At 60.4% G+C, this 24,441-nt stretch carries 24 protein-coding genes, 1 tRNA gene and 1 riboswitch; of the genes, 10 read left to right on the top strand and 15 right to left on the bottom strand.

Annotation, left to right across the window (positions count from 1 at the left end):
• Positions 1–19: 19 nt before the first annotated feature.
• The 3 genes from N7U68_RS01500 to N7U68_RS01490 all read right to left on the bottom strand — a co-directional run bounded on the left by N7U68_RS01500 (position 20) and on the right by N7U68_RS01490 (position 3,621).
• Entirely contained in the window at positions 20–574 is a 555-nt protein-coding gene (locus N7U68_RS01500) for a sugar O-acetyltransferase (protein ID WP_165192485.1), read from the bottom strand.
• Positions 574–852 (bottom strand): hypothetical protein, encoded by a 279-nt coding sequence (locus N7U68_RS01495; protein ID WP_165192486.1) that lies wholly within the window; start codon positions 850–852, stop codon positions 574–576. The genes N7U68_RS01500 and N7U68_RS01495 overlap by 1 nt, the downstream gene beginning before the upstream one ends.
• 129 nt (positions 853–981) lie before the next feature.
• Positions 982–1,185, bottom strand: a riboswitch (cobalamin riboswitch).
• 84 nt (positions 1,186–1,269) lie between these two features.
• Entirely contained in the window at positions 1,270–3,621 is a 2,352-nt protein-coding gene (locus tag N7U68_RS01490) for an ATP-dependent helicase (RefSeq protein ID WP_263047999.1), read from the bottom strand.
• Between the two features lie 365 nt (positions 3,622–3,986).
• Between N7U68_RS01490 and N7U68_RS01485 the strand changes: the two genes are divergently transcribed.
• Complete coding sequence (locus tag N7U68_RS01485) at positions 3,987–4,445, top strand: hypothetical protein (protein WP_165192488.1); 459 nt, start codon at positions 3,987–3,989, stop codon at positions 4,443–4,445.
• A gap of 84 nt (positions 4,446–4,529) precedes the next feature.
• Here N7U68_RS01485 and N7U68_RS01480 read toward each other — a convergent pair whose 3' ends face one another.
• Both N7U68_RS01480 and N7U68_RS01475 read right to left on the bottom strand, forming a co-directional pair.
• Entirely contained in the window at positions 4,530–4,925 is a 396-nt protein-coding gene (locus N7U68_RS01480; RefSeq protein WP_165192489.1) for a cell division protein ZapA, read from the bottom strand.
• Entirely contained in the window at positions 4,925–5,488 is a 564-nt protein-coding gene (locus N7U68_RS01475; protein WP_263047998.1) for a coiled-coil domain-containing protein, read from the bottom strand. The genes N7U68_RS01480 and N7U68_RS01475 overlap by 1 nt, the downstream gene beginning before the upstream one ends.
• A 198-nt stretch (positions 5,489–5,686) precedes the next feature.
• Here N7U68_RS01475 and tkt point away from each other — a divergent pair, with 198 nt between their 5' ends.
• A complete protein-coding gene (gene tkt / locus N7U68_RS01470) occupies positions 5,687–7,702 on the top strand; it encodes a transketolase (protein WP_165192491.1) in 2,016 nt (671 codons plus the stop codon).
• Between the two features lie 113 nt (positions 7,703–7,815).
• Here the strand turns inward: tkt and N7U68_RS01465 are convergent, their stop codons facing one another.
• The 3 genes from N7U68_RS01465 to N7U68_RS01455 form a co-directional block, all read right to left on the bottom strand.
• Positions 7,816–9,639, bottom strand: coding sequence for an ABC-F family ATP-binding cassette domain-containing protein (locus N7U68_RS01465; protein WP_263047997.1), 1,824 nt, complete (start codon positions 9,637–9,639; stop codon positions 7,816–7,818).
• Positions 9,640–9,687: 48 nt separating this feature from the next.
• The gene (locus tag N7U68_RS01460; protein ID WP_263047996.1) at positions 9,688–10,428 is read right to left on the bottom strand and encodes a GNAT family N-acetyltransferase; all 741 of its coding nucleotides are present in this window, start codon (positions 10,426–10,428) and stop codon (positions 9,688–9,690) included.
• 113 nt (positions 10,429–10,541) lie between these two features.
• A complete protein-coding gene (locus N7U68_RS01455; RefSeq protein WP_165192494.1) occupies positions 10,542–10,994 on the bottom strand; it encodes an outer membrane protein assembly factor BamE in 453 nt (150 codons plus the stop codon).
• 90 nt (positions 10,995–11,084) lie between these two features.
• Between N7U68_RS01455 and N7U68_RS01450 the strand changes: the two genes are divergently transcribed.
• From N7U68_RS01450 to N7U68_RS01415, 8 genes are all read left to right on the top strand, one after another.
• Positions 11,085–11,636 carry a YceD family protein gene (locus N7U68_RS01450; protein WP_263047995.1) on the top strand — a complete coding sequence of 184 codons (552 nt, stop codon included), beginning with the start codon at positions 11,085–11,087 and terminating at the stop codon, positions 11,634–11,636.
• Between the two features lie 171 nt (positions 11,637–11,807).
• On the top strand, positions 11,808–12,014 hold the full coding sequence (gene rpmF, locus N7U68_RS01445) for a 50S ribosomal protein L32 (protein ID WP_165192496.1): 207 nt from the start codon (positions 11,808–11,810) through the stop codon (positions 12,012–12,014).
• A 36-nt stretch (positions 12,015–12,050) separates the two neighbouring features.
• Positions 12,051–13,151: a phosphate acyltransferase PlsX gene (plsX, locus tag N7U68_RS01440; RefSeq protein ID WP_165192497.1), complete on the top strand. Its 1,101-nt coding sequence runs from the start codon at positions 12,051–12,053 to the stop codon at positions 13,149–13,151.
• Positions 13,148–14,122 (top strand): beta-ketoacyl-ACP synthase III, encoded by a 975-nt coding sequence (locus N7U68_RS01435; protein WP_165192498.1) that lies wholly within the window; start codon positions 13,148–13,150, stop codon positions 14,120–14,122. Before plsX ends, N7U68_RS01435 begins: the two co-directional genes overlap by 4 nt.
• Positions 14,123–14,228: 106 nt before the next feature.
• Positions 14,229–14,531, top strand: coding sequence for an integration host factor subunit alpha (gene ihfA / locus N7U68_RS01430; protein WP_165192499.1), 303 nt, complete (start codon positions 14,229–14,231; stop codon positions 14,529–14,531).
• Positions 14,532–14,540: 9 nt separating this feature from the next.
• Entirely contained in the window at positions 14,541–15,731 is a 1,191-nt protein-coding gene (locus tag N7U68_RS01425; protein WP_263047994.1) for a MerR family transcriptional regulator, read from the top strand.
• A 62-nt stretch (positions 15,732–15,793) separates the two neighbouring features.
• A tRNA-Pro gene (locus N7U68_RS01420) sits at positions 15,794–15,870 on the top strand.
• Positions 15,871–15,928: 58 nt separating this feature from the next.
• Entirely contained in the window at positions 15,929–17,029 is a 1,101-nt protein-coding gene (locus N7U68_RS01415) for a 2'-deoxycytidine 5'-triphosphate deaminase (RefSeq protein WP_263047993.1), read from the top strand.
• Between the two features lie 9 nt (positions 17,030–17,038).
• Here N7U68_RS01415 and N7U68_RS01410 read toward each other — a convergent pair whose 3' ends face one another.
• The 7 genes from N7U68_RS01410 to N7U68_RS01380 form a co-directional block, all read right to left on the bottom strand.
• Positions 17,039–17,257 carry a hypothetical protein gene (locus tag N7U68_RS01410; RefSeq protein WP_263047992.1) on the bottom strand — a complete coding sequence of 73 codons (219 nt, stop codon included), beginning with the start codon at positions 17,255–17,257 and terminating at the stop codon, positions 17,039–17,041.
• A 70-nt stretch (positions 17,258–17,327) separates the two neighbouring features.
• A complete protein-coding gene (gene scpB, locus N7U68_RS01405) occupies positions 17,328–17,996 on the bottom strand; it encodes an SMC-Scp complex subunit ScpB (protein ID WP_263047991.1) in 669 nt (222 codons plus the stop codon).
• A gap of 4 nt (positions 17,997–18,000) precedes the next feature.
• The gene (locus N7U68_RS01400; protein ID WP_263047990.1) at positions 18,001–18,789 is read right to left on the bottom strand and encodes a segregation and condensation protein A; all 789 of its coding nucleotides are present in this window, start codon (positions 18,787–18,789) and stop codon (positions 18,001–18,003) included.
• On the bottom strand, positions 18,782–19,810 hold the full coding sequence (gene nagZ, locus N7U68_RS01395) for a beta-N-acetylhexosaminidase (protein ID WP_263047989.1): 1,029 nt from the start codon (positions 19,808–19,810) through the stop codon (positions 18,782–18,784). Before nagZ ends, N7U68_RS01400 begins: the two co-directional genes overlap by 8 nt.
• Positions 19,786–20,718: an SPOR domain-containing protein gene (locus tag N7U68_RS01390; RefSeq protein WP_263047988.1), complete on the bottom strand. Its 933-nt coding sequence runs from the start codon at positions 20,716–20,718 to the stop codon at positions 19,786–19,788. Before N7U68_RS01390 ends, nagZ begins: the two co-directional genes overlap by 25 nt.
• An 80-nt stretch (positions 20,719–20,798) precedes the next feature.
• On the bottom strand, positions 20,799–22,544 hold the full coding sequence (gene argS / locus N7U68_RS01385; protein WP_263047987.1) for an arginine--tRNA ligase: 1,746 nt from the start codon (positions 22,542–22,544) through the stop codon (positions 20,799–20,801).
• Positions 22,545–22,593: 49 nt separating this feature from the next.
• A complete protein-coding gene (locus tag N7U68_RS01380) occupies positions 22,594–24,441 on the bottom strand; it encodes a cation:proton antiporter (RefSeq protein WP_263047986.1) in 1,848 nt (615 codons plus the stop codon).

Here is a 24,441-nt window from a genome sequence, read left to right as displayed (position 1 = left end):
CGCGCGGGTCGTGGAAACCTCAGCCGCGCTGGCGCGCCGGATTGCCCATCACCGTGGCCCCCTGCGGCACGTCGCGGGTCACCACACTGCCCGCGCCGACAATCGCACCAGCCCCAATCGTCACCCCACCCAGTAGGGTCGCACCGCCGCCGATCCAGACATCCGCGCCCAGCGTCACGGGATGCGCACGTTCCAGCCCCGCCCGGCGCTGAACAGGATCGTGGTGATGCTCGGGGCAATAAATCTGCACCTGCGGCCCCAGCATGCAACGATCGCCGATATGCACCGGTGCCGTATCCAGAATGGTGCAACCTGCGTTCAGATAGACATCGCGCCCCAGATGAATGTTGATCCCATATGCACAATGAAACGGCGCCTCGACAAAGGTCCCCTCGCCGACCTGCGCCATCAGCGCGCGCAATGTCGCGCCGATGGGCCCGCGCGTGTCGGGTGCGGTGGTGCTGTGCTGGTGGCAGGCATCGCGGGCGCGCGCCTGCATCGCCAACAGGTCGGGGTCAAGGCACCGATACCAATCGCCAGCCTGCATCTTGTCCCGTTCTGTCAGCGGCGCCATCAATGTGGCCGCGCGCGGCGTCGCCGCTTGCCCCCCGGACGCACTGAGCCCGTGATCGGGCGCGTCGCGTCTTGCAGATATGCCACAAAGGCCTGCGCCGCCGCGCTCTCGGCGCGTTGTACCGCACGCTCGCTCAGGGCCGCACGCGCCGCGTCCGGGGTTGCAGGCCGCGCGCCCGCAAACGCCCATTCAAGAAACCCCAGACGCGCGGCAACCATAGCCGCGTCACCGGTCGCCCCATTCTGTTCCAGCCCAGCGATGATCTCTGTTACACTCATATTCTCTTCTCCGTGGCCACACCCCGGGCCAATCAGGGCAAGGGATAACGAGAGAGATGCACCGAACCGGCACGATGTCCCGGGCACGATCACCGCCCATATCGCCCCTCGCGATTCGACGTCACGTTCCAGGGATTCCCTGGCCAGGCTGGTTTCCGGGCTTGGTCGGTGGGTCTTGCGGACCCAAGTGATCATGGCACCTTCCCAGACCGCAGATGGCCCAGTGGCATATCGCCCGATCACCCTCCCTTACCGTTGCGGGGGCAGCGCCGGACTTGCACCGGCTTCCCAATTCTCCGCGTATTCTGCGGCACCTTGGAAATGACATGGTAGCAGCGGTACGAGGTTGCGCAAACCTTGTTTGCGGCAGGTTGGGGGTGAATTACGCAGGCGATGCGGTTTCTCGGCTGATCCCATTTAAAACGGGATATCATCCGCCGCAGAAATAAACCGGGCCACGACTTTCTTGGTACCCGCCTTTTCAAAGTCGATTTCCAGCTTGTCGCCTTCGATCCCGATGATCGCGCCATAACCGAATTTCTGATGAAACACGCGCTCGCCGACGCTGTGGGAACTGACCGCCTTCATGTCGATCACGGTATTGCGCGCCTCGCCGGGTTGCGCCACAGGCCGCTGCCCGGCGCGCGCCTGCAGGCGTTTCCAGCCGGGGGAATTGTAAACGTTGGCCTCGGCGACCCGCGCATCAATGCTGCTCTGCACGCCCCCCATCCCCGCCGCGCCATAGCCACCACCATAGAGGCCCGGAGGCGTCAGCACCTCCACATGTGCCTCAGGCAACTCATCGATGAAACGCGACGGCAACGCGGACTGCCATTGGCCGAACACCCGCCGGTTGCCCGCAAATGAGATGGTACAGACTTCTTCGGCCCGCGTGATACCGACATAGGCCAGCCGCCGTTCTTCCTCGACGCCCACTTGGCCGCTCTCGTCCATAGACCGCTGCGACGGAAACAGCCCATCCTCCCAGCCCGGCAGAAACACGGCGGGAAATTCCAGCCCCTTGGCCGCGTGCAGCGTCATGATGCTGACTTTTTCCTCAGTATCATCGCTTTCGTTGTCCATGATCAGACTGACATGCTCCAGAAACCCTTGCAGGTTCTCGAACTGCTCCAGCGCCTTGACCAATTCCTTGAGGTTCTCCAGCCGACCGGGCGCCTCGGGCGTCTTGTCGTTTTGCCACATGCCGGTATAGCCGCTCTCATCTAGGATCATCTCGGCCAACTCGACATGGCTGACACTAGCATCCCCGATCAACCGGCCCCAGCGCGTCAGACCGTCCAGCAGACGCGCCAACTCGGTGCCACCCTTACCCTTGATCTCGCCCTGCTCGACCGCCAGTGCCGCGCCCTGGACCAGCGGCACACCATTGGCGCGGGCAATCCGCTGGATGGTTTGTTGCGCTTTGTCACCCAGCCCGCGTTTGGGCGTGTTCACGATCCGCTCGAATGCCAGATCATCGCTCGGGCTGGTCACAACGCGGAAATAGGCCATCGCGTCGCGAATCTCCATCCGCTCATAAAAGCGCGGTCCGCCGATCACCCGATAAGGTAATCCGATGGTCAGAAACCGATCCTCGAACGCGCGCATCTGGTGGGACGCGCGTACCAAGATCGCCACCTCATCCCGGCGGATGGGACGCATCCCACGCGTGCCGCCCTGCATCGCCTCGATTTCTTCGCCGATCCAGCGGGCCTCTTCCTCGCCGTCCCAATGGCCGATCAGGCGTACCTTCTCGCCCTCCTCGGCCTCGGTCCACAACTCCTTGCCCAATCGCCCCTTGTTGCCCGCGATCACGCCAGAGGCAGCGGCCAGAATATGCGGGGTCGAGCGGTAATTCTGCTCCAGCCTGACCACATGTGCGCCGGGAAAATCCTTTTCAAACCGCAGGATATTGCCTACTTCTGCACCACGCCAGCCATAGATCGACTGATCGTCATCTCCGACACAGCAGATATTCTTGTGCGCTCCGGCCAATAGCCGCAGCCACAGGTACTGCGCCACGTTGGTATCCTGATACTCGTCCACCAGAATATAGCGGAACCACCGCTGATACTGCTGCAAAACATCGTCATGTGTCTGAAAAATCGTGACCACATGCAGCAGCAGATCACCGAAATCCACTGCGTTCAGTTCCTTCAACCGCGCCTGATAGAGCGCGTATAACTGCGGCCCCTTGCCGTCATAGGCCCCGGCCTCGGACGCGGGCAGGTTCGCGGGCGTCCATGCCCGGTTCTTCCAATTGTCGATAATGCCGGCCAGCATGCGTGCGGGCCACCGCTTGTCATCAATACCCGCAGCCTGAATCAACTGCTTCATCAGCCGAACTTGATCGTCGGTGTCCAGAATGGTAAAATTCGACTTCAGCCCGACCAGTTCGGCGTGGCGGCGCAGCAGCTTGACACAAATCGAATGAAAGGTGCCCAGCCACGGCATCCCCTCGATGCTCTGCCCCAACAGGCGGCCAACGCGATCTTTCATCTCGCGCGCGGCCTTGTTGGTGAACGTAACCGACAGGATCTCGTTCGGGCGCGCCCGCCCGGTGTTCAGCAGATGCACGATCCGTGCGGTCAGCGCCTTGGTCTTGCCGGTGCCGGCCCCCGCCAGCATCAGGACCGGACCATCCAGCGCCTCGACCGCGGCCCGCTGCGCCGGGTTCAGTTCGTCCAAATATGGCGCGCCACGGGCGGCCATTGCCCGCGCGGCCAGCGATGCGCCTTCAAAGGCGTCGGATTCGTCATAACTGCTCATGGCGCAGACCCTAGCGCGCCAATGCAGTGAAATAAAGAGATGTTCAGCCTATGTTCTTGTGTTTTTAACACCGCTTGCGCCGGTATTTCTCGTGTAAACGCTGCATCGCGCCACCGCTTGCCGTTACGTCGCGGGCCTATTTGAATATAAATATGCTCAGATCACGAATTTGTTAAGGAAACCATATAAGATACTGATTTTTATAATACTTCTACCACATAACTAATGTATGCCGTAGCATCATACTGGGTCTTTCCACAGGGTTTCGCCCACAATCGCCATCTGTCATGGGAACCAACAACAGGGGTAGCGACGTTGTGGCTGCATAATCGAAACGACTTCGGAAACCCCAAGGAGGAAATCTGATGAAACGCTTTACAACCACGGTCGCCGCACTGGCTCTTTTCGCCACTCCGGTCCTCGCAGACAACACCGCCACGACCCAGCTGGAACAGCTCGGTTCAGAGGTCGGCCAAGACGGCCCACTTAGCCCGGACGCGGCCACCTACGGCGTTGCCACGCTGATCGGCAGCGATGTTTTCACCACCAATCAGGGCGCCGGCAATCTCAGCGTCGAAGGTCTTGATCGTAACGCCTTTGTCAAAATTGGCGACGTCGAAGACGTATGGATGACCAATGCTGGCACCATTCAAGGTGTTGTGGTCGATCCAGTCGATGAAAGCGATGAAAGCTTCATGTATTTCCCCGTCAGCGACATCACCATTGTCGATGATGTGGACGGCCCACGCTACATGATCGGCATGACAGCCGACGAAATGGCCGAGATTGAGCGGATTGAAAACCCCGGTCAATTTGGTCAGTAACCTTACAGACCAGAAACAAAGGAAAAGGGTCGGCCCCACCGCCGGCCCTTTTCTGATTTCACTTCAATGGTTTGTCGGTCAGTTTTAACCTGCCGCCTTACCATCGACCGTCTCGGCCAAAGCCTCGGCACGGGCAGCAATCTCTGCCAGTGTATCGGTCACCGCCGTTGGCACCACCGGCACCTCGATACGTTCGGGCTCAGGCGCGGGCGCATCCCGCAACTGCGCCAGTTCTGCCTCTTTTTCGGCCATCGCATCCTCGGCTTCACGCAGCTTGTCCTGCATGCCCGCCGTCTTGTCGGCCAGCATCAACCCCGCCATCAGCAGCATACGCGCCTCGGGTATGCGCCCAATCTGTGCCGCCAGAACCGCGGCCTCATCATCCAGCATCTTGGCTGCGGCTTGCAGGTAATGTTCCTCGCCCTGCTGACATGCGACCTGAAATGTCCGTCCGCCGATCTCGATATCAATCTCGGGCATCATTCATCCTCCTGATCAGCGGGCTGGGCTGTCGTGTCGTCGTCGGTCGCCGCAGCGGCCTCTTGCCCCGCCGCGCGCACGACCTTGTCCAGTTCGGCCAGAACCGCATCCACCTCGGTCCGGTCAGATGCGCGTACCGCACGCAACCCTTCCAATTCGGCCATCATCGCCTTGTTGATCAGGTGCGGCTCGACCACGCCGGTGGCATTGGCCTCGCGCAATGCCGCATTGTTGTCGCGTAGCTGCTGGTTGGCATGACGCAATGACTGTAAATCGGCGTCCAGCTTGCGCAGTGCCTCGGAATGCGCTTCTTCAGCACTGCTATCCGCAACCGCAGCCGCCTGCTCGGCGGCCTCTTCCGCCTCTTGCAGCCGCGCCTTCAGCGTCTTCACCCGCTCTTCGAGTTGCGCATTGGCCAGTTTCTCATCTTCCAGTTCCCGACGCAGTTTTTCAGTCTCTGCGCTGCCATCCGCGCCGCTATCGGCGCTCAACGTGTCCAACCCCTGACCGATACGGTCCAGCGCGGCCATGATACGGCCCTGCATGGCGTCTATGTCGCTCATCTCCTCAGATCCTCACTTCGTTTTTCGGCGTGCGGCAGAATCGCCCAAACACCTCATTGGCAGCAAGTCTACCCAAGGATTGAGAAAAATGCTCCCCCTTGCTGTCCTGCGCGCCATACGTCGCGTTCCGGGCGCTTGATCTTTGCCTCTTAGCTGGTATTCAGCCCATTGATGTTGCCATTCAAAGGAAGAGCCACCGTGGATATCGCCGCCCTGCGTACCGCCAACCCCGATCACTGGTCCAAGGCGACCGCCATTCGCGCGTTGACGCTCGATGCCGTGAACGCGGCCAACTCCGGTCACTCCGGCATGCCGATGGGCATGGCCGATGTGGCAACCGTGCTCTTTGAGAAGCACCTGAAATTCGACGCCTCTGCTCCCAACTGGCCCGACCGCGATCGGTTCATCCTCAGCGCGGGCCACGGCTCCATGTTGCTATATTCGCTGCTGCACCTCGTCGGCGATGAACAGTTCCCGCTGAGCGAGATCAAGAATTTCCGCCAATGGGGCGCCCGCACCGCAGGCCACCCAGAGAATTTTCTCGCCGACGCGATTGAAACCACCACCGGCCCGCTGGGTCAGGGCATTACCAACGCCGTCGGGTTCGCCATGGCCGAGGAAATCCTACGCGCCCGTTATGGCCGCAAGCTGATGGATCACCACACCTATGTGATCGCAGGCGACGGGTGCCTGATGGAAGGCATCAGCCAAGAGGCGATCACGCTCGCCGGGCGTCACAAACTGGGTAAGCTGATTGCCTTTTGGGACAACAACAACATCACCATCGACGGCACTGTGGAACTCAGCGACCGGACAGATCAGGTCAAACGCTTCCGCTCTGCCGGGTGGCAGGTGATCGAGATCGACGGCCACAACCCCGATGAAATCGACGCCGCCATCACCAAGGCAAAATCGTCGTCCAAGCCGTCAATGATCGCGTGCAAAACGCATATCGCCCTCGGTCACGCCGCACAGGACACGTCCAAAGGCCATGGCGCGCTGACCAATGACGAACAAAACGCCGCCGCCAAGGCCGCATATGGCTGGACCACCGGCCCGTTCGAAGTACCCGCCGATATCAAATCCGCGTGGGAGGCGATCGGCAGCCGCGGGGCGTCTGACCGCACCGCATGGGAGGCGCGTCTGGCCGAAGCATCAAGCCGCCGTCAGGCTGAATTCGCCCGTGTCTTTGCTCTGGAAGCGCCCAAAACGCTGTCAGCGCGCATCAAGGCGCTGAAAAAGCAGATCAGCGAAGAAGCCCCCAAGGTGGCGACCCGCAAATCCAGTGAACTGGTGCTGGAAGTCATCAATCCGATCATGCCCGAAACCATCGGCGGCTCCGCCGATCTGACAGGATCGAACAACACCAAGACCGGTGATCTGGGCGTGTTCGATACGGACAACCGCAAGGGTCGCTATATCTATTGGGGCATTCGCGAGCATGGCATGGCGTCCGCGATGAACGGTATGGCCTTGCATGGCGGCATCCGCCCCTATGGCGGCACGTTCATGTGCTTTACCGATTACGCGCGCCCGGCGATGCGTCTGGCCGCGCTGATGAAAGTGCCCACCGTGTTCGTGATGACCCATGACAGCATCGGTCTGGGCGAGGATGGCCCGACGCACCAACCAATCGAGCATCTGGCAATCAGCCGCGCCACCCCCAACACATGGGTGTTCCGTCCCTGCGACACGGTCGAGACTGCCGAAGCATGGGAGCTGGCTCTGACCAGCAAATCCACACCATCGGTTCTGTCTCTGACCCGTCAGGGACTGCCGACCCTGCGGACCGAGCACAAGACAAAGAACATGACCGCGCAAGGGGCCTATGTTCTGGCCGACGCCGACGGCAAGCGTCAGGCGATCCTGATGGCCACCGGCTCTGAGGTGGAAATCGCCATGAAGGCACGCGATCTGCTGCAAGCGGACGGTATCGGCACGCGTGTCGTTTCCATGCCCTGCTGGGAACTGTTCGAGGCACAAGACGAGGCCGTGCGCCGCCGGGTGCTGCCCGGTGGTCCCGTGCGCGTCGGCATTGAGGCCGCCGCGCGTCAGGGCTGGGACAAGTGGCTGTTTGGCGAGCGCGGTAAATCGAACAAGGCCGATTTTGTCGGCATGGACAGCTTCGGCGCATCTGCACCTGCCGAAACGTTGTTCGAGAAGTTCGGCATCACCGCCGAGGCCGTGGCCGCCAAGGTCAAGGCGCTGCTCTGATCACAGATTTTGGGGGATGCGCCACAGGGTGCATCCCCCGCCGCGACCTGTGCGACACAGACCGTCCGAAGATTTCGCACCGATACGATACCGACGTAATACCTACGTAATACCTACGTCCCGTTTTCGGCCTTTTCCGCCAGTTCCAGCCATTCCTCTTCCGCCGCACTCAGCGCCTCTTGCCGGGTGGTCAGAGCCTCTGTCGCTTTGCGAAATTTCACTGGCTCGCGGGTAAACAGCTCTGCATCGGCCAGCAGCCCTTCCAGCTTACCAATCTCCGCCTCCAGCCGCGTCATTTCACTTGGCAATGCCTCTAGGCGGTGCTTTTCGGTAAAGCTTAACTTCGGGGCATTGCGTGGCGCCTCAATCGCAGGCTTTGGCTTTGACTTCGCTGTATTTTTCGCGGATTCGGGTGCCTTGTCGGCGGACCGCTGCGCGCGGTAGTCGCTCCACCCGCCCGCATAGACAGTCGCCCGCCCGTCGTCGCCCTCCATAGCAATTGTCGTGGTCGCGACACGGTCCAGAAAATCGCGGTCGTGGCTCACCAGCAGCAACGTGCCGTCGTAGTCGTCCAGCAATTCCTGCAAAAGGTCGAGCGTTTCGATATCCAGATCGTTGGTCGGCTCGTCCAACACTAAAAGGTTGCTTTCCTTGGCCATCAGTTTGGCCAGCAGCAGCCGCGCCTTCTCGCCCCCCGACAGCGCCTTGACCTTGGCCCGCGCCTGCCGTTCGTCGAACAAAAATTCCTTAAGGTATCCAATCACATGACGCGGGCTACCGCGCACCAGAACCTGATCCGCCTTGCCTGATACGCGCATCTCGGGGTCACCTGTCAGGCTGTCCCACAGCGTCATCTCAGGATCGAGAGCCGCACGGCTTTGGTCAAACACGGCAGGCATCAGATTGGTGCCGCGTCGAACCTCACCAATGTCCGGCTGCTCGTCCCCGAGCAACATCTTTAGCAAGGTCGTCTTGCCCACGCCGTTCGGCCCGACAAAGGCCACCCGATCCCCGCGCTGCACGCGCAGGTCGAAATTTGTTAAGATTTGCGTGTCACCATAGGATTTCGCAATCCCGCGCGCCTCGAACACCAGCTTGCCGGATTTTGGACCGGCCTCCAGCGCCATCGCTGCCGCACCTTGACGTCGTATCTGCCCCGCGCGCTCTGCGCGCAATGCCTGTAGCGCCCGCACCCGCCCCTGATTGCGCTTTCGACGTGCGCTGATGCCTTCCACGGCCCAGCGACCTTCGGATTTGATCTTGCGATCCAGCTTGTGACGGCTCTGGTCTTCTTCTTCCCACAGCTTGTCGCGCCACGCCTCGAAATGGGTGAAGCCCTGCTCGTTACGCCGCACCATTCCCCTGTCAATCCATAGGGTTGCACGGGTAAGTTCACGCAAAAATGCGCGATCGTGACTGATCAGAACATACCCTGCGCGGGTTTCCTTCAACGTCGCTTCCAACCATGCAATCGCTTCGATATCCAGATGGTTCGTCGGTTCGTCCAGCAACATCAGGTCCGGTGCCTCGGCCATCAGCTTGGCCAGTGCCGCGCGCCGCCGTTCGCCGCCAGATGCGGTGCCAACCGCACGCGACGGATCGAACTTCAATCCCTCGCCCGCCATCTCGACGCGGTACATATCTTCTGGGGCCAGTGCGCTGGCAGCATAATCCCCCAGCGTGGCAAACCCCGTCATGTCGGGATCCTGCTCCATGTAGCCCACGCTGATTCCCGGCGGCACGACGAGCGTCCCGGTATCGGATTCCACCAATCCGGCCATAACCTTCATCAGCGTCGATTTGCCCGATCCGTTGCGCCCCACCAGTGCCACCCGGTCGCCCGGCTGAACCACCAGCGACAGATCAGCAAACAAAGGCTCGCCGCCGAATGTCAGCGAGATGTCACTCAATTGCAAAAGGGGTATCTTGGTTGCCATGAGCGCGGGCTATCCTGCGCCTGCCTGCCCGTCAAGGTGTCGCTTCGTCTACTGCGCGACCGCGCGGAGCAGACGCTTGCGCGTCGCCGGAATCGCGCGGATTTCGACGCCGGTAAAGACATGCAGCGTGCCCATCTCGGGGTCCACCACGGCATGGTCGCTGACCCAGCCGCCCATCATCAGATAGGTCCGTAACAGCGGCGGCATTCGCAGCATCGCCTGTTTTGCATCAGGTTTGCGAAACCGTAGCTTCTGGGCAAATCGAAACACCAGAGGTGCCTTGACCCTTGGCAGCCAGCGTCGCGGTGCGAGGTGCCGCTCCTTTAGCATCGCAAAGGCATCCAGATAGCTATCGGCGTCGGTGCCGTGAAAGGATGAGCAGCCGAACAGCATCTCGACCCCGTGATCATCCACATACCGCGTCATCGCCCCCCACGCCGCGCGCAGAATATCCGGATCACACCATTCTGGATGCACACAGAACCGTCCCATCTCGACCATCGGCCCATCGAATCGCTCCAGCGCCGACAGCTCGTAGAATTGTGCTGAGTAGCTGCGCCCGATCTCGGCCCCGCCACCAAGGGGCAGCATCCGAAAACAGCAGACCAGATCACCACTGCGGCTGTCCTCGATCAGGATGTGCGAGCAAATATCGTCAAACCTGTCCCGGTCCGAACCGTCCACGTCACCGGTGCCAAAGGTCAGCGCACGCAGCTTCTGCGCCGCCGTAATATCGGCGCGCGCCGTGCTGATGCGGGTGTGGTAGCGTCGTTTCGTCAATGTCGGCATGGGCATTCCCTATCCAAGCCTGAGTACAAGAATACCCAAGCCAGATAGTACGCACAATCTATGTCGATGCCACGACGCTATAGTGACGAACCCGTGACGCAGGGCCCGCGCTCTTAGAAGAACTGTGTGGGGTCGATATTGCCAAAGTTGTCAAGGATCTGCCGCAGAACACCTTTGCCAGTGACCGACGAATCGGTCACGCGCCGGGTCAGTGGCACGATGTTGCCGTCACGCAGGCTGAAGGTTTCGATATTGGCGATTGTGTCACTTTGGTCGAAACTGATCGCCAGTACCTGCCGCTCGATCACCTCCGGGCGCATCATGCCGAAATGTTTCATCCGGCTCCGCACATAATAGTAATCGCCTTCACCCAGGATACCGGCCGCCGAAGGGGCACCAATTACATCATCCACCGTGGCGCGCGAATCGACCCCGACCACCAACTGGTTCAAATCTTCTTCGGGAGGGACATAGCCATGGTTGCGGTAGATCGAAGTACAGGCCACAAGGGAGACAAGCCCCAGTACAACGACGATCGCGCGCAGCGTAAAATTGAGCCCAGTCATGTGTACCCTCTTGATTTCAGCCCGGTCAGGCTTTTATCCGGCTTACAACAAGGTGACCGAGAGGTTCAAGAAAGGATAAATGTCCATCCGATGACACGACAGTCCGAAAACCCCGAAATTTTGCGCATTGCGGATCTACCGCAACGTGGCGCGACGCCTTTTGAATTGTCTCCCGACGCGGGCGCGCGCGCCGCTTTGGCAGAGGCGCTCGGCGTCGAAGCGATCCGCAAGCTCAGCTTTCGAGGGCAGATTTCGCCTGACGGTCGGCGCGACTGGCTTCTTGACGCCAGTTTAGGCGCGACGGTCGTGCAATCGTGCGTTGTCACGCTTGCCCCCGTCACGACCCGTGTAGATCGCAAGGTGATACGGCGCTTTCTCGCCGAAATGCCCGACGACGCGGATGTTGAAGAGATCGAAATGCCAGAGGATGAAACGATCGAGCAGCTAACCGACGTGGTCGACCTTTCCCAAGTCATGCAAGAGGCGTTGGCGCTGGCGATACCGGATTACCCCCGCGCCGATGGCGCAGAATTGCAAGAAGCCGTCTTTGCGCCACCAGATGCGACACCCCTGCGGGATGAAGACCTGAAACCTTTCGCCGGTTTGGCTGACTTGAAATCAAAGTTGGAAAAAGACGACTAAACAACAGCGCACAAAGGTGCGAAAAACCGCTTGCTCCCGCGCGATTTCGTTGTATTTTCGCCGTTCCATCGGAATTTGGGGTTGAACCGCTGGCTCTGGACAGATTAAGAGCCGCGTGACCACGTGAAACCGGGCCGCTTGTGCCCACAGGATAGATAGTAGGATCGCACAATGGCTGTCCAGCAGAACAAAGTATCGAAATCGCGCCGCAACAATCGCCGCGCGCACGACTCGCTCAGCGCAGCGAACCCGAACGAATGCCCCAACTGCGGCGAACTGAAACGCCCGCACCACGTGTGTTCGGCCTGTGGCCACTATGCCGACCGCGAGATCGTGGCGATGGCAGACGAGGTCGATCTGGACGAAGACGCAGCCTAACCCCGCTGAGGGACCCGCATAGGACGGACCGCTTTGATGACCGCGCATCCCGATCATAACAAGGCGGGGGCCGGACGAACCGTCATTTCGGTCGATGCGATGGGGGGCGACATGGGCCCGGCCACTGTGGTGGCCGGCATTGCCAAATCCGCGCGCAAAAATCCTCGAATCGGTTTCATTCTGCACGGTCGCAAGGCCGAGCTTGAGCCGCTCGTTGCCAAGCGCAAATACCTGTCGGATTGCGTGGTAATACGCGATGCGCCCGATGTCGTATCGATGGAAGACAAGCCCAGCCATGTCATACGTCACGGCAAGGACACGTCGATGTGGTCCGCGCTCGAATCAGTTCGCAATGGTGAGGCGACCGTCTGTGTCTCTTGTGGCAATACCGGCGCGCTGATGATGATGAGCACGCTGCGCCTGCGCCGCCTGCCCGGCATTTACCGGCCGGCCATTGCCGTCATGTGGCCATCGCGCAATCCGCAGGGTTTTAACGTTCTGCTCGACGGTGGTGCCGATATTCGGGCCGATGCCAAGGATCTCATGCAATATGCCCTGATGGGCACGTCCTACGCGCGCAACGGCTTTGGCGTGGTGCGCCCCCGGATTGGTCTGCTGAACGTGGGCACCGAAGAACACAAAGGTCGGTCCGAGCTGAAAGAGGCATATGATCTCATTTCGGCCAATGCGCGCACCGCCGACTTTGACTTCGTCGGCTTTGTCGAGGGACGCGACCTGCCCGGCGACACTTGTGACGTGATCATCACCGACGGGTTTACCGGAAATGTGGCGCTGAAAACCGGCGAGGGTACTGCAACGCTGATCGCGGAACTGCTGCGTGAGGCGTTCAAATACTCGCCGCTGTCGCGACTCGCTTCGCTGTTGGCCTACACTTCACTCCAGCGCTTGAAAAAACGGATCGACCCGCGTCAGGTCAACGGCGGTGTTTTTCTCGGTCTCAACGGCACGGTGGTCAAATCCCACGGCGCAGCGGATGCCACTGGTGTCTCGGCTGCCGTCAGGTTGGCATTTCAACTGGCCGAAACAGGATTTTCCGAAAAACTCGCAGCGCGGGTTGCATCTGCCTCGCTGCCCACGCAGGATGCCGATACCGAAGAAGACGGTGGGAAAATATGACAAGACGCGCCGTCGCACGAGGCATCGGGCATTACCTGCCCGAACGAATAGTGCCGAACTCAGAATTCGAAGCCTCGCTCGACACATCAGATGAATGGATCAGGACCCGCTCTGGTATTGAGCGGCGTCATTTTGCGTCCGATGATCAAAGCACCTCTGACCTTGCCACTGAAGCCGCGCGTGCCGCTTTAGCCGATGCAGGGCTTGAACCCGACGACATCGACGGGATCATCGTCGCAACGTCGACACCGGACCTGACATTCCCATCTGTCGCCACAATGGTCCAAAGCAAACTGGGCATGACACGCGGCTTTGCGTTTGACGTGCAGGCCGTCTGCGCCGGGTTCATCTACGGGCTTTGCAATGCAAACGCCCTCATCGTTGCGGGCCAGGCCGACCGGTTGCTCGTGATCGGTGCCGAAACCTTTAGCCGCATCATGGATTGGACCGATCGCAGCACTTGCGTTCTCTTTGGCGACGGTGCCGGTGCGCTGATCCTTGAGGCGGCAGAGGGCGACGGCACAAACGCCGACCGTGGCATTCTGGCGACCGATTTGCATTCCGACGGACGGCATCGCGACATGCTGTACGTGGATGGCGGCGTCAGCACGACGGGCACCTCCGGCAAGCTACGTATGCAGGGAAATCCCCTGTTTCGACAGGCTGTTGAAAAACTGACGCAGACCGCCGATGCCGCACTGGATAAGATCGGCATGACAGGGGCGGACGTGGACTGGATCGTACCGCATCAGGCCAATATCCGGATCATCGCGGGCACGGCCAGGAAAATGAACGTACCGATGGATCAGGTCATTCTGACGGTTCAGGACCACGGCAATACGTCCGCGGCCTCGATCCCGCTGGCGCTGTCCGTGGGTGCCGGGGACGGTCGTATCAAACGTGGCGATCTGATCCTAAGTGAGGCCATCGGCGGCGGTCTGGCGTGGGGCGCAGTGGCCTTGCGCTGGTGATATGCGACGCGCTATCTGGTAAACATAAGCTGCCGCTCACAAGCTGTTATATTGACTTTCAAAATTCTTCGCCCCTATTGTGAAGAAAACAAAACGGGGGGACGGAATGAGTGACAAAACCTTGACGCGCATGGACCTGAGCGAAGCGATCTTTCGCGAAGTTGGCCTGTCGCGCAACGACTCTGCTCAGCTGGTTGAAAGTGTTCTGGATCATATGTCCGATGCGCTGGTTCGCGGCGAGCAAGTCAAGATATCGTCCTTCGGCACGTTCTCGGTCCGCGAGAAATCTGCACGCGTCGGGCGTAACCCCAAGACTGGCGAAGAGGTGCCTATCAACCCGCGCCGCGTTCTGACCTTCAGGCCATCACACCTGATGAAAGATCGCGTTGCCGCCGGGAACAAGGCCTAAGGCGGGATCATGGCGAAATCCGCCGATGCCTTTCGTACCATCAGCGAAGTGGCCGACTGGCTGGGTATTCCCGCGCATGTGCTGCGATTCTGGGAAAGCAAATTCACGCAAGTGAAACCGGTCAAGCGCGCCGGCGGGCGACGCTATTATCGACCTGCCGACATGCAGTTGCTGGGCGGTATCCGCAAACTTTTGCACGAAGATGGGATGACCATCAAAGGCGTGCAGAAAATCCTGCGCGAGCAAGGTGTTAAAGAAGTTTCCGCATTATCCCCGCTGCTCGATGCCAATGCCGACGATGGGCAGGAAATCAGCGGGATCGCGCTTGATGTGCCGGATAATGAGGCCGAGCCAAAGGGCAAAGTTCTGAACTTTGAGCGGGACAAACCGCAAGAAGAAACAGCGCCGACCACTTCGGATAGCGCGGGCGCAAACACAACCGAGCCTGACACGTCGACAGAACCTGCCGCCTCAGCCGATACTGACGTGCCCCCCCCGCCTGCCCCGGACACAGCCGAGCCGACTGTCGCAGCCGACAGCACCGAGCCGCAGGAGGAACACACTTCGTCCGGCATCAGCACGGATGCCGACACACCTGCCGCAACGGTGCCACCAGAGCAGACACCTGTCACGCCCTCAGGCGGCACGCATGGGATGCCCAGCTTTCTTAAGAAAAGCCTTGAGGAACGCGGTGCAGATGCCGACGACGTTCAGACAGAAGGCGGCGCAAAGCCAGAGAATGACAGCCCGGACGCACCGGAGGTCGTCGAAAATGCTGGGGCTCCACAGCACGACGATGATTCGGCCACCGCCGATACCAACGACGACGTCCCAGACGAACCAGACGCGACAGCAACAAAGGCAGAGACCAAGCCCGAGCCAGCGCCGACGCATGAACAATCGCAAGCGGAGCCCGAGCAAGCGACGACCGACGAAACAGCAATGTCAGAGCCCGCGCAAGACCCGGAACCCGAAGCCGTACCCGAGCCCGTGTCCAGCGATACACCTGAAGCACCGCGCGCCACGCCAATTTCCACTCCGTCAGATCCCGAGGATGATGAACTACAGCACACGCCCTCGGCTCTGAGCGCCCTTGCGGCGCTACCCCGTGCTACGCCCGCGCAGGCAGCCGCGCTGAGCGCGTTGGCCGACCGTCTGCGCGCCCTGCATACGTCGCCCCCCTCGGGCACGCAGTCCTAAGCATGGAAGTTGGGAATTACCTCTTGTCCCCGCGCTCAAAACAGGTATGTAACGCGCAAAGTCGGGCTATGGCGCAGCCTGGTAGCGCGTCCGTCTGGGGGACGGAAGGTCGCAGGTTCGAGTCCTGCTAGCCCGACCAAGATCGAAACGCCCGACAGGTCCAGCCTGCGGGCGTTTTGTCGTTTCAGGGGATACCTATGACAGACCTAGCCGATAATAACCTGCCGACAGGCGTACTCTGTGACAGCCAGATGCAGGTGCTCATTGATGCGGGTAACATCGCCGCTACGAACCCGATCCTTGATGGCCAAATCCAGCCAGCGTCACTTGATCTGCGGCTGGGAACGACCGCCTACCGCGTGCGTGCGTCATTTCTGACCGGAAAATCGGCAACCGTAACCGATCGACTGTCCGATTTCGGAATGCACGAAATGGACCTGACACGCGGTGCCGTGCTGGAAAAGGGCTGCGTTTACGTCGTCCCCCTGATGGAGACGCTGGCGCTGCCTGACGGTATCTCGGGCGCGGCCTCTGCCAAGTCTTCCATCGGGCGGCTCGATCTTCTGACACGTGTGATTACCGACAACGGCGTTGAATTCGATCGCGTTCCCGATGGCTATCATGGCCAGCTTTATGTCGAAATCTGCCCACGCTCCTTCTCTGTCGTTGCGCGCACGGGGCAAATGCTGAACCAGATCATCTTTCGCGTTGGCAAGACTGTCCTCTCGGACGAGGAACTGCACGAACTGCACCAGACCGTACCAATCGTGTCAGGCGAGCCGGTGATCTCCGACGGGCTGGGCTTCTCGGTCAATCTGAAACCCGCCAGCGGCGATCTGGTTGGCTATCGTGCCAAACCGCACACCGGCGTGGTCGACTTAGACAAGTTGGGCCACTACGATCCGGCAGAGTTCTGGGAAGAGATCCATACATCCGAAGGGCGCATCATCCTCGATCCGGGCGCGTTCTACATATTGGTGAGCCGCGAAGCGATCACCATCCCCCCTAATTGCGCCGCAGAGATGGCCCCATACTTGGCGATGGTTGGTGAATTTCGGGTGCATTACGCGGGCTTTTTTGATCCCGGCTTTGGCCATTCCAGCGACGGGATCGGCTCTCGAGGGGTGCTGGAGGTCCGCTGTCACGAGGCGCCTTTTGTGCTGGAGCATGGGCAAATCGTCGGTCGATTGGTTTATGAGCGAATGTCGCAGATGCCCGCGCGCCTTTACGGCGCCGCGTTGGCCTCGAACTACCAAGGTCAGGGGCTCAAGCTGTCAAAGCACTTCAGAAGTAGCTGAACGCCCGAGTTACATCCGGCCTATTTTACGCGTCATACGCATGGTTTGCTTCATACGCTTCTGGGTTTCTTTGCTCTCAGGGCTTGGTGCCTGCGCGCGCGGTTCTGTGCCGCCTTTGCTACGGTTCATCCGTTTGCCCACGGCGTCCATGCCCGCGTTCACACCACCGCGCATCAGGCGGCGCATGACCATGCGCATTACCATGCTGATTATCTGATTGGCGTTCATTGCGCCCTCCTCGGTTTTCCTCTGAGGATGGACATAGCACACAATCAAGGAATTTTCAGGGCAGCCGCCGCTATTCCTCAAACAGTTCGGTTTGGTCCTCGTCAGGCATCATCCCTTCGTCAGAGTCGTCGTCGCCCGCCTCGCTCCCCGGCATCGACAGGGGCGGCAATCTGCTGTCCAGCAGTCCGGCGGACCGCAACTCCTTCAATCCCGGCAAATCGCGTGCGCTTTCCAGACCAAAATGACTGAGGAAGGACTGCGTCACAACGAAAGTTACCGGACGGCCCGGCGTCATTTTGCGACGACCAAACCGGATCCACTCCATATCGAGCAACTGATCCACCGTGCCCCGGCTGACTGACACGCCGCGTATCTCCTCTATCTCGGCGCGGGTGACTGGCTGGTGATAGGCGATGATTGCCAGAGTTTCGATTGCGGCACGGCTCAGTTTGCGTGTTTCAACTGTCTCTCGTTGCATAAGATAGCCCAGATCCGGGGCCGTGCGCATCACCCAGGCGTCGCCCACGCGCATCAATGTCACCCCGCGCCCCTCATAGCGCTTGCGCAGATGCACGAGCGCCTCGGCGGCGTCACTGCCATGCGGCATACGTGCGTTCAACTCGCGGACCGTCACCGGATCAGCACTGGCAAAAAGGATTGCTTCGATCATGCGTTCCTGTTCCCCCATCGGGGGGGCTTCGAACAGGCTTTCCGGTGTGTTGTCAGCGTCTTCGCTCATAATTCTAATCCTTGCGACGCAACTGAATCGGCGCGAATACCTCTGACTGGCGCAGTTCGATCCGACCTTCTTTGGCCAGTTCAAGCGAGGCTGCAAAGGTCGAGGCCGTGGCCGATCGGCGACGGGCCTCGTCAGTGCTGAAACTCTCTGGCAGATACGTTGATATATCAGTCCATGTCCCGGCAAACCCGATCAGTCCGCGCATCCGTTCCAATGCCTGATCCAGTGAATAGATCGCATCGCGGTCCATGGCGTAGGGGCGAAATTCGTCGCGCGTCCGTATACGAGCATAGCCTTGCATCAGATCCAGAAGCGACGCGGTATAGGTGATGCGCCGGGTCTTCTCGATCTCTTCGGGGATGCCGCGGCCAAAGAAATCACGCCCCAGCCGATCCCGCGCCATCAATCGCGCGGCGGCGTCCCGCATCGCCTGTAAACGCTCTAGCTGAAACGCCAGATGCGCGGCCAGTTCCTCGCCCGAGGGTCCCTCTTCGGTGGGGTCGGGTGGCAGCAGCAGACGCGACTTGAGAAAGGCGAGCCACGCGGCCATCACCAGATAATCGGCGGCCAGCTCAATCCGTAGCTGTCGCGCCTTTTCGACAAAGGCCAGATACTGTCGTGCCAGATGCAGAATACTGATCTTGCGCAGATCCACCTTCTGCGTGCGGCTGAGCGTCAATAGCAGGTCAAGCGGCCCCTCGAACCCATCCACATCCACGATGAGTGCCTCGGCCGCCACACGGTCGGCGACACGCTGTGGTGTGTTTGGATCCTCGAAATCGTCCTCAGACATGCCCCTGCCCTGCAATCATGGCGGCGAGTGTTGCCTCCAGCGCAGGAATGTCAACCTCATCGGGGCTTTTGCGTGCCTTCAGGGCCGCTTCGGCACGGCGCTGGCCGCGTTGCGTCATATGGCCAGCAGCGTCTGCCACGGCCCGACGATCCTCCAGCGAGGCATTGCAGCACAGCACCACGTCACAGCCAGCAGCCAGAGAGGCGCGCGTGATCTCGGGCAATGTGCCAGTCAGGGCCTTCATCGTGATATCGTCGGTCATAATCAGTCCATCAAAGCCGATCTCGTCACGGATAAGCTGCATCATCACAGGTGATGTCGTCGCCGGACGCGGGTCGATGGCATCATAGACCAGATGCGCCGTCATCCCCATCGGCAGATCATTGAGCGCTTTGAACGGGGCAAAGTCGCAATCGATCAGTTCCGTCTGCGAGGCACTGACCACGGGCAGGTCCAAATGGCTGTCCGCCTGTGCGCGGCCATGTCCGGGGATATGCTTGAGAACCGGCAACACACCGCCGTCAAGCAGCCCATCAGCCACGGCGCGCCCGATCAGAGCGACAATGCCCGGCTCGGTCCCATAGCAGCGATCCCTCAGGAACGCATGGGTTGCAGGCACAGCGACGTCCACCAGAGGCGCACAATTGCTGTCGATCCCCAGCGCATATAGTTCTGACGCGATGATCCGGTATTGCAGGTATAGCGCCTCTGCCGCCTGCCCGCCTGCGCGCTCAATCAAGGTCTGAGGTGGTAACCACTCGCGCCATGTCGGTGATCGCAGGCGCTGCACTCGTCCGCCTTCCTGATCAATGGTAATCGGTACGTCCCGGGCAACGGCGCTGCGCATCTCGTCACATAGCGCGCGCACCTGATCCGGCGTATCAATATTGCGGGCAAAGAGGATAAACCCGAACGGATCGACCTGCGCGAAAAAGGATTTTTCCTCTGGACTCAACCGATATCCGGTCGCATCCAGAATTGTCGCACCCCATGCCCTCACCGGGTAACAACCGGGATGCATTCCGCTTTCTCTGCGACTAGCGCGGAACAGAACCGGCGCGCATCGCCCAGATCCTCGAACCCCATCGCGCGCAGGCGATAGAAGGTGCGCCCGCCGCTGGTGGCGCGCTGGATCACACGATCCTTGCCCGTCAGGTAATCCTCGAACTTGCCTGCCAGTCGTGTCCACTCTTCACGCGCGATTTCTTCGGTCTTGAACGCCCCCAACTGTGCCAGCCGCGTCCCCGGCGCGATTGTATCCGGGTCTATATCCCGCGGCCCTGCCAGATCGTCGATTGCCGCAACCGTTTCAACCCGCGACAGCGTAACGGGACGCGCCTTGGGCCTTAGCGAGGTGCCAATACCACCCTTGACGACCTTGATCTGCGTTTGGAGAGCTTCTTCTTCGTCCTCCGCTTCGCGCGGGGGGGCGACCTCGCCCAAAGGCTCGACACCGTCAGCCAGTGCGTCGGCCAGCGCCAGCATACCCGCGTCATCCATGGGTACTGCTGTCGGTTCTTTTTCGGGTGCTTGCGTTGCCGCCTGCTGAACCATTTGATCAGATTGCGTCGAAGCCCACGTGCTGGGCGCATCCTCGTCGCTCAGATCCAGCGGCGCCGGAGCCAGGATCAATTGATCAGGGGTCTGACCGGCGGCGCCAACCGCCGCGACATCATTCACAGACAGCCCTTGATTAAGCGCCTGTTCTCCGCCCGGATTCTCGGGTTGTACCCGAATCGGACCTTCGGCGGCGCGAATAACTGGCACACCACTGACGTCTCTCACCAGCAGCTTGTAACCCCATAATCCGAGGCCCACGATCAACCCGATCGAAACAAGCGAGCCGAGTACATAGGTGATCTTGGAAAATGAACCACTGGTTTCAGACGCACCCCAGTCCGGGTGACGGTCCGCATAAATCTCTGCCATGTCTCGCCTCTTTGCCACCAGCGATACATAGTCGCCGGGGTGTATGATTGCTGCCTCATATCCCCCGGCATTTGCGCGGTTTACCGCATCTCGTCAGCCGGAGTGACCCCAAGAATACCAAGACCTGCAGAAATAACAACATTCACAGACCGAGCGAGAGCAATTTTCGCCTGTGTTGTAACCGAATCACTCTCCTGCAAGAAGCGCAACTCGGGATGGTCATGTCCCCGGTTCCATAGGCTGTGCAGATCACTGGCCAGATCATAGAGGTAAAAAGCAACGCGGTGCGGCTCGTTCGTGCGCCCTGCGATTTCCACCAACCGCGGCCATTCCGCGATTTTGCGGGCCAAAGTCAGTTCGGCCTCGTGACTGACACGCTCCAGTTCCGCCTTGGCGAGAACATCATCATTGACGTCGATGCCAGCGGCCTCGGCTTTGCGCATCACACTGCACACCCTCGCATGGGCGTATTGCACGTAAAAGACCGGGTTATCCTTGGATTGCTCCAGCACCTTGTCAAAGTCGAAATCGAGCGGCGCATCGTTCTTGCGCGTCAGCATAACAAAGCGGGTCACATCCGCCCCAACAAGGTCAACCACGTCGCGCAGCGTCACGAAGGTACCCGCGCGCTTTGACATCTTGAACGGCTTGCCGTTCTTATAGAGCTTCACCAGTTGGGTCAGCTTCACATCCAGACTGACCTGCCCATCTGACAGCGCCGATACAGCCGCCTTCATCCGTTTAACATAGCCACCATGATCCGCGCCGAACACATCAATTAGCGCGTCGAAGCCTCTGGTAATCTTGTCATAATGGTAGGCGATGTCAGGCGCGAAATAGGTCCACCCGCCATCCGACTTCTTCACCGGACGATCTACATCATCGCCATGTTCGGTGCTTTTGAACAGCGTCTGTTCGCGTGGCTCCCAATCCTCTGGCAGCTTGCCCTTAGGCGGCTCCAGCACGCCTTCATAAATTAGCCCCTTGGCATCCAGCGCCTCCAGCGCCGCCTCGATCCGACCAGTGCCATAAAGCGACTTTTCGCTGTAGAACATGTCCATCTCGACGCCCAGCGCCTTCAGATCCGCGCGGATCAGATCCATCATCGCATCAGTGGCAAACTCACGCACAACAACCAGCCATTCGGACTCGGGGCGGTCGACATAGGCATCTCCGACCTTGGCCTTCAACGCCTCGCCCACGGCGATCAGGTAGTCGCCGGGATAGGTGCCATCCTCAAACGCGACCGCCTGCCCGTGCGCTTCCAGATAGCGCAAATAGACAGACCGCGCCAAAACATCGACCTGCGCACCACCGTCATTGATATAGTATTCACGGGTAACGTCATGGCCGGTAAAATCCAGCAGGCCCGCCAAAGCATCGCCAAAGACCGCGCCGCGGGTGTGCCCCACATGCAAGGGCCCGGTCGGGTTCGCGCTGACATATTCCACGTTGACGCGCCGCCCCTGCCCCATGTCGGAACGGCCAAAATCCGCTCCTGCCGCCAGTACGGCCCGCAGGACGCCATGCCACTGCTCATCCGCCAGTCGCAGGTTCAAGAACCCCGGCCCCGCCACTTCGGCAGAGGTGATGCGCGGATCGGCGGATAGCTGTGCAGCAAGTGCCTCGGCAATATCGCGCGGCTTCTTGCCCGCGGGTTTGGCCAGAACCATTGCAGCGTTGGTTGCCATATCGCCATGCGCAGGATCGCGAGGCGGCTCCACCGTCACGTTGGCATTGTCCAACCCGGAGGGCAGCACCCCGTCGGCCTCAAGCACATCAAGAGCGTCAATCACCGCGCTGCGGATCTCAGTAAACAGGTTCATCGGGTCATCCTTTGCGTCGCGAGGTGGTTTAACAGCCCCGCGCGCCGCGTCAATCCGCTGCCGCCTCTTCGGGCGCGCCATTATGATCCTTCTCGCGTGGAGGCGACAACGCCAGCAGGTGCATTCCGGCCTCTCCGCGCAGCTTCGCCTTGTGATCGAGCAGGCGCAGCTCCCGTCCGGCGACCAATTCCGCCAGCGGGATGGAATCCGGATTATCCGCCTGCCAATCGCTCAGACCGTACTCTTCTGACAGCTTGGTGGCGCGCACGGACCAACCGTTGGTCATGCGCTGCGCGATTTCCAGATACCGCAACCCGCCACAGACCACCCGCCCTCCCAGTGTCGCAGGCAAGGCATGACGCTGGCTGTCCTGCTTCGCGCGTTTCAGCTGAAAAACGTTCTCGCGCCCGAATTCCGGCGCAAGATCCGTGGCAACCAGCGTATTGTAGGCGTCATTGTCGGATGTCGTCACGATCCGGCCAAAGCTGATGAACTCCACCCCTTTTTCCGCCCCGTCGGATAGGATGTCACCGACATAGATCGGCAAACCTGCCTCGCGTGCGCTGCGTAGCCGGGCGCGGTTCGGATCGGCGACCAGCACCGGCACTTCGTACTCGCGCAGCGCCGTGGCGAACGACGTCGAAAACTGCGAACCGCCAGCGAATATCACGCCGGGGATATGTCCGCCCGCCAGCCCCACGAGCCGCGCCATGGGACGTAGAGAAAATCCATGCAACACTACGGTCGCTGCCACCAGAGCAAAGGCCAGCGGCGTCAACAGACCCGCATCCTCAAAGCCCGCAGCCACCAGTCGTTCGGAAAACAGCCCGGCCACAGCCACCAGCACCACGCCGCGTGGCCCGGTGAATGCCACCAACAGCCGCTCTTGCATAGGGACGTTGCTGAATGCCAGCGCACTCAGCACAGTTACGGGCCGCACGAGCACGATCACGACGACCAGAAACAACACGCTGCGCCAGCCCAGCAACGATAGTCGTTCCAGATCCATCGACGCCGCCAGCAGAATGAACACACCCGACACCAGCAGGATCGTCGCGTGTTCCTTGAACCGGCGCAATTCGGTATAGCTGGGCAGTCCTGCATTCGCGATGTAGAATCCCATGATCGTTACGGCCAACAGCCCGCTTTCGTGCAGCACGTAATCGGACAGCGCAAAGATCAGCAGCAACAACGCGAAGAGGACCGGCACCTTCATGTATTCCGGCACCCGACCGCGACGGAATGCCTCGGAAATCAGCCAACCAGCAGCCAAGCCCAACGCGCTGGCAATCCCGATCCCCTTTGCCATATCCCAGACCGCATCGCCGAACGTGTTTGCAGCCGCAGTGATCAACACCACCTCAAACGCCAGCACCGCAGCCAGCGCACCGATAGGATCGTTAACGATCGCCTCCCATTGCAACAGCTGCGCCGGACGTCGCTGCAAACGTGCCTGCCGCAAGAGCGGCGCGATCACCGTCGGGCCGGTCACGATCATGATCCCACCAAACACCGCCGAGCTGGCCCAACTCAGGCCCGCCACGAAATGCAGCGCCAATGCCGACAGCAGCCAACCCACCGGCGCGCCAATGATCACCAATCGCCGCACACCCACCGCAGCCTCGCGCAAGGTGTGCAGGTTCAGCGTCATACCGCCTTCGAACAGGATGATTGCCACGGCCACGCTGATCATCGGCCCCATCAACGGACCAATGTCACGCTCGGGGTTGAACAGGCCCAGACCCGGCCCGATCGCGAGGCCCGCAATCAGCATCAGCACGATGGCGGGCATCCGCATCTTCCACGCGACCCATTGCGCGCCGACCCCCAGAACGCCAACCAGTGCAAAGGCCATAACCGCCGGAATTGTTCCGTCTGCCACCGCTTCCGCTGCCAT

Origin of the sequence: Roseovarius pelagicus (genome assembly GCF_025639885.1) — a bacterium.
Taxonomy (GTDB): Bacteria; Pseudomonadota; Alphaproteobacteria; order Rhodobacterales; family Rhodobacteraceae; genus Roseovarius; species Roseovarius pelagicus.
Note: the sequence above shows the minus strand (reverse complement) of the source record. Positions and strands in the feature narration are given on the sequence as shown.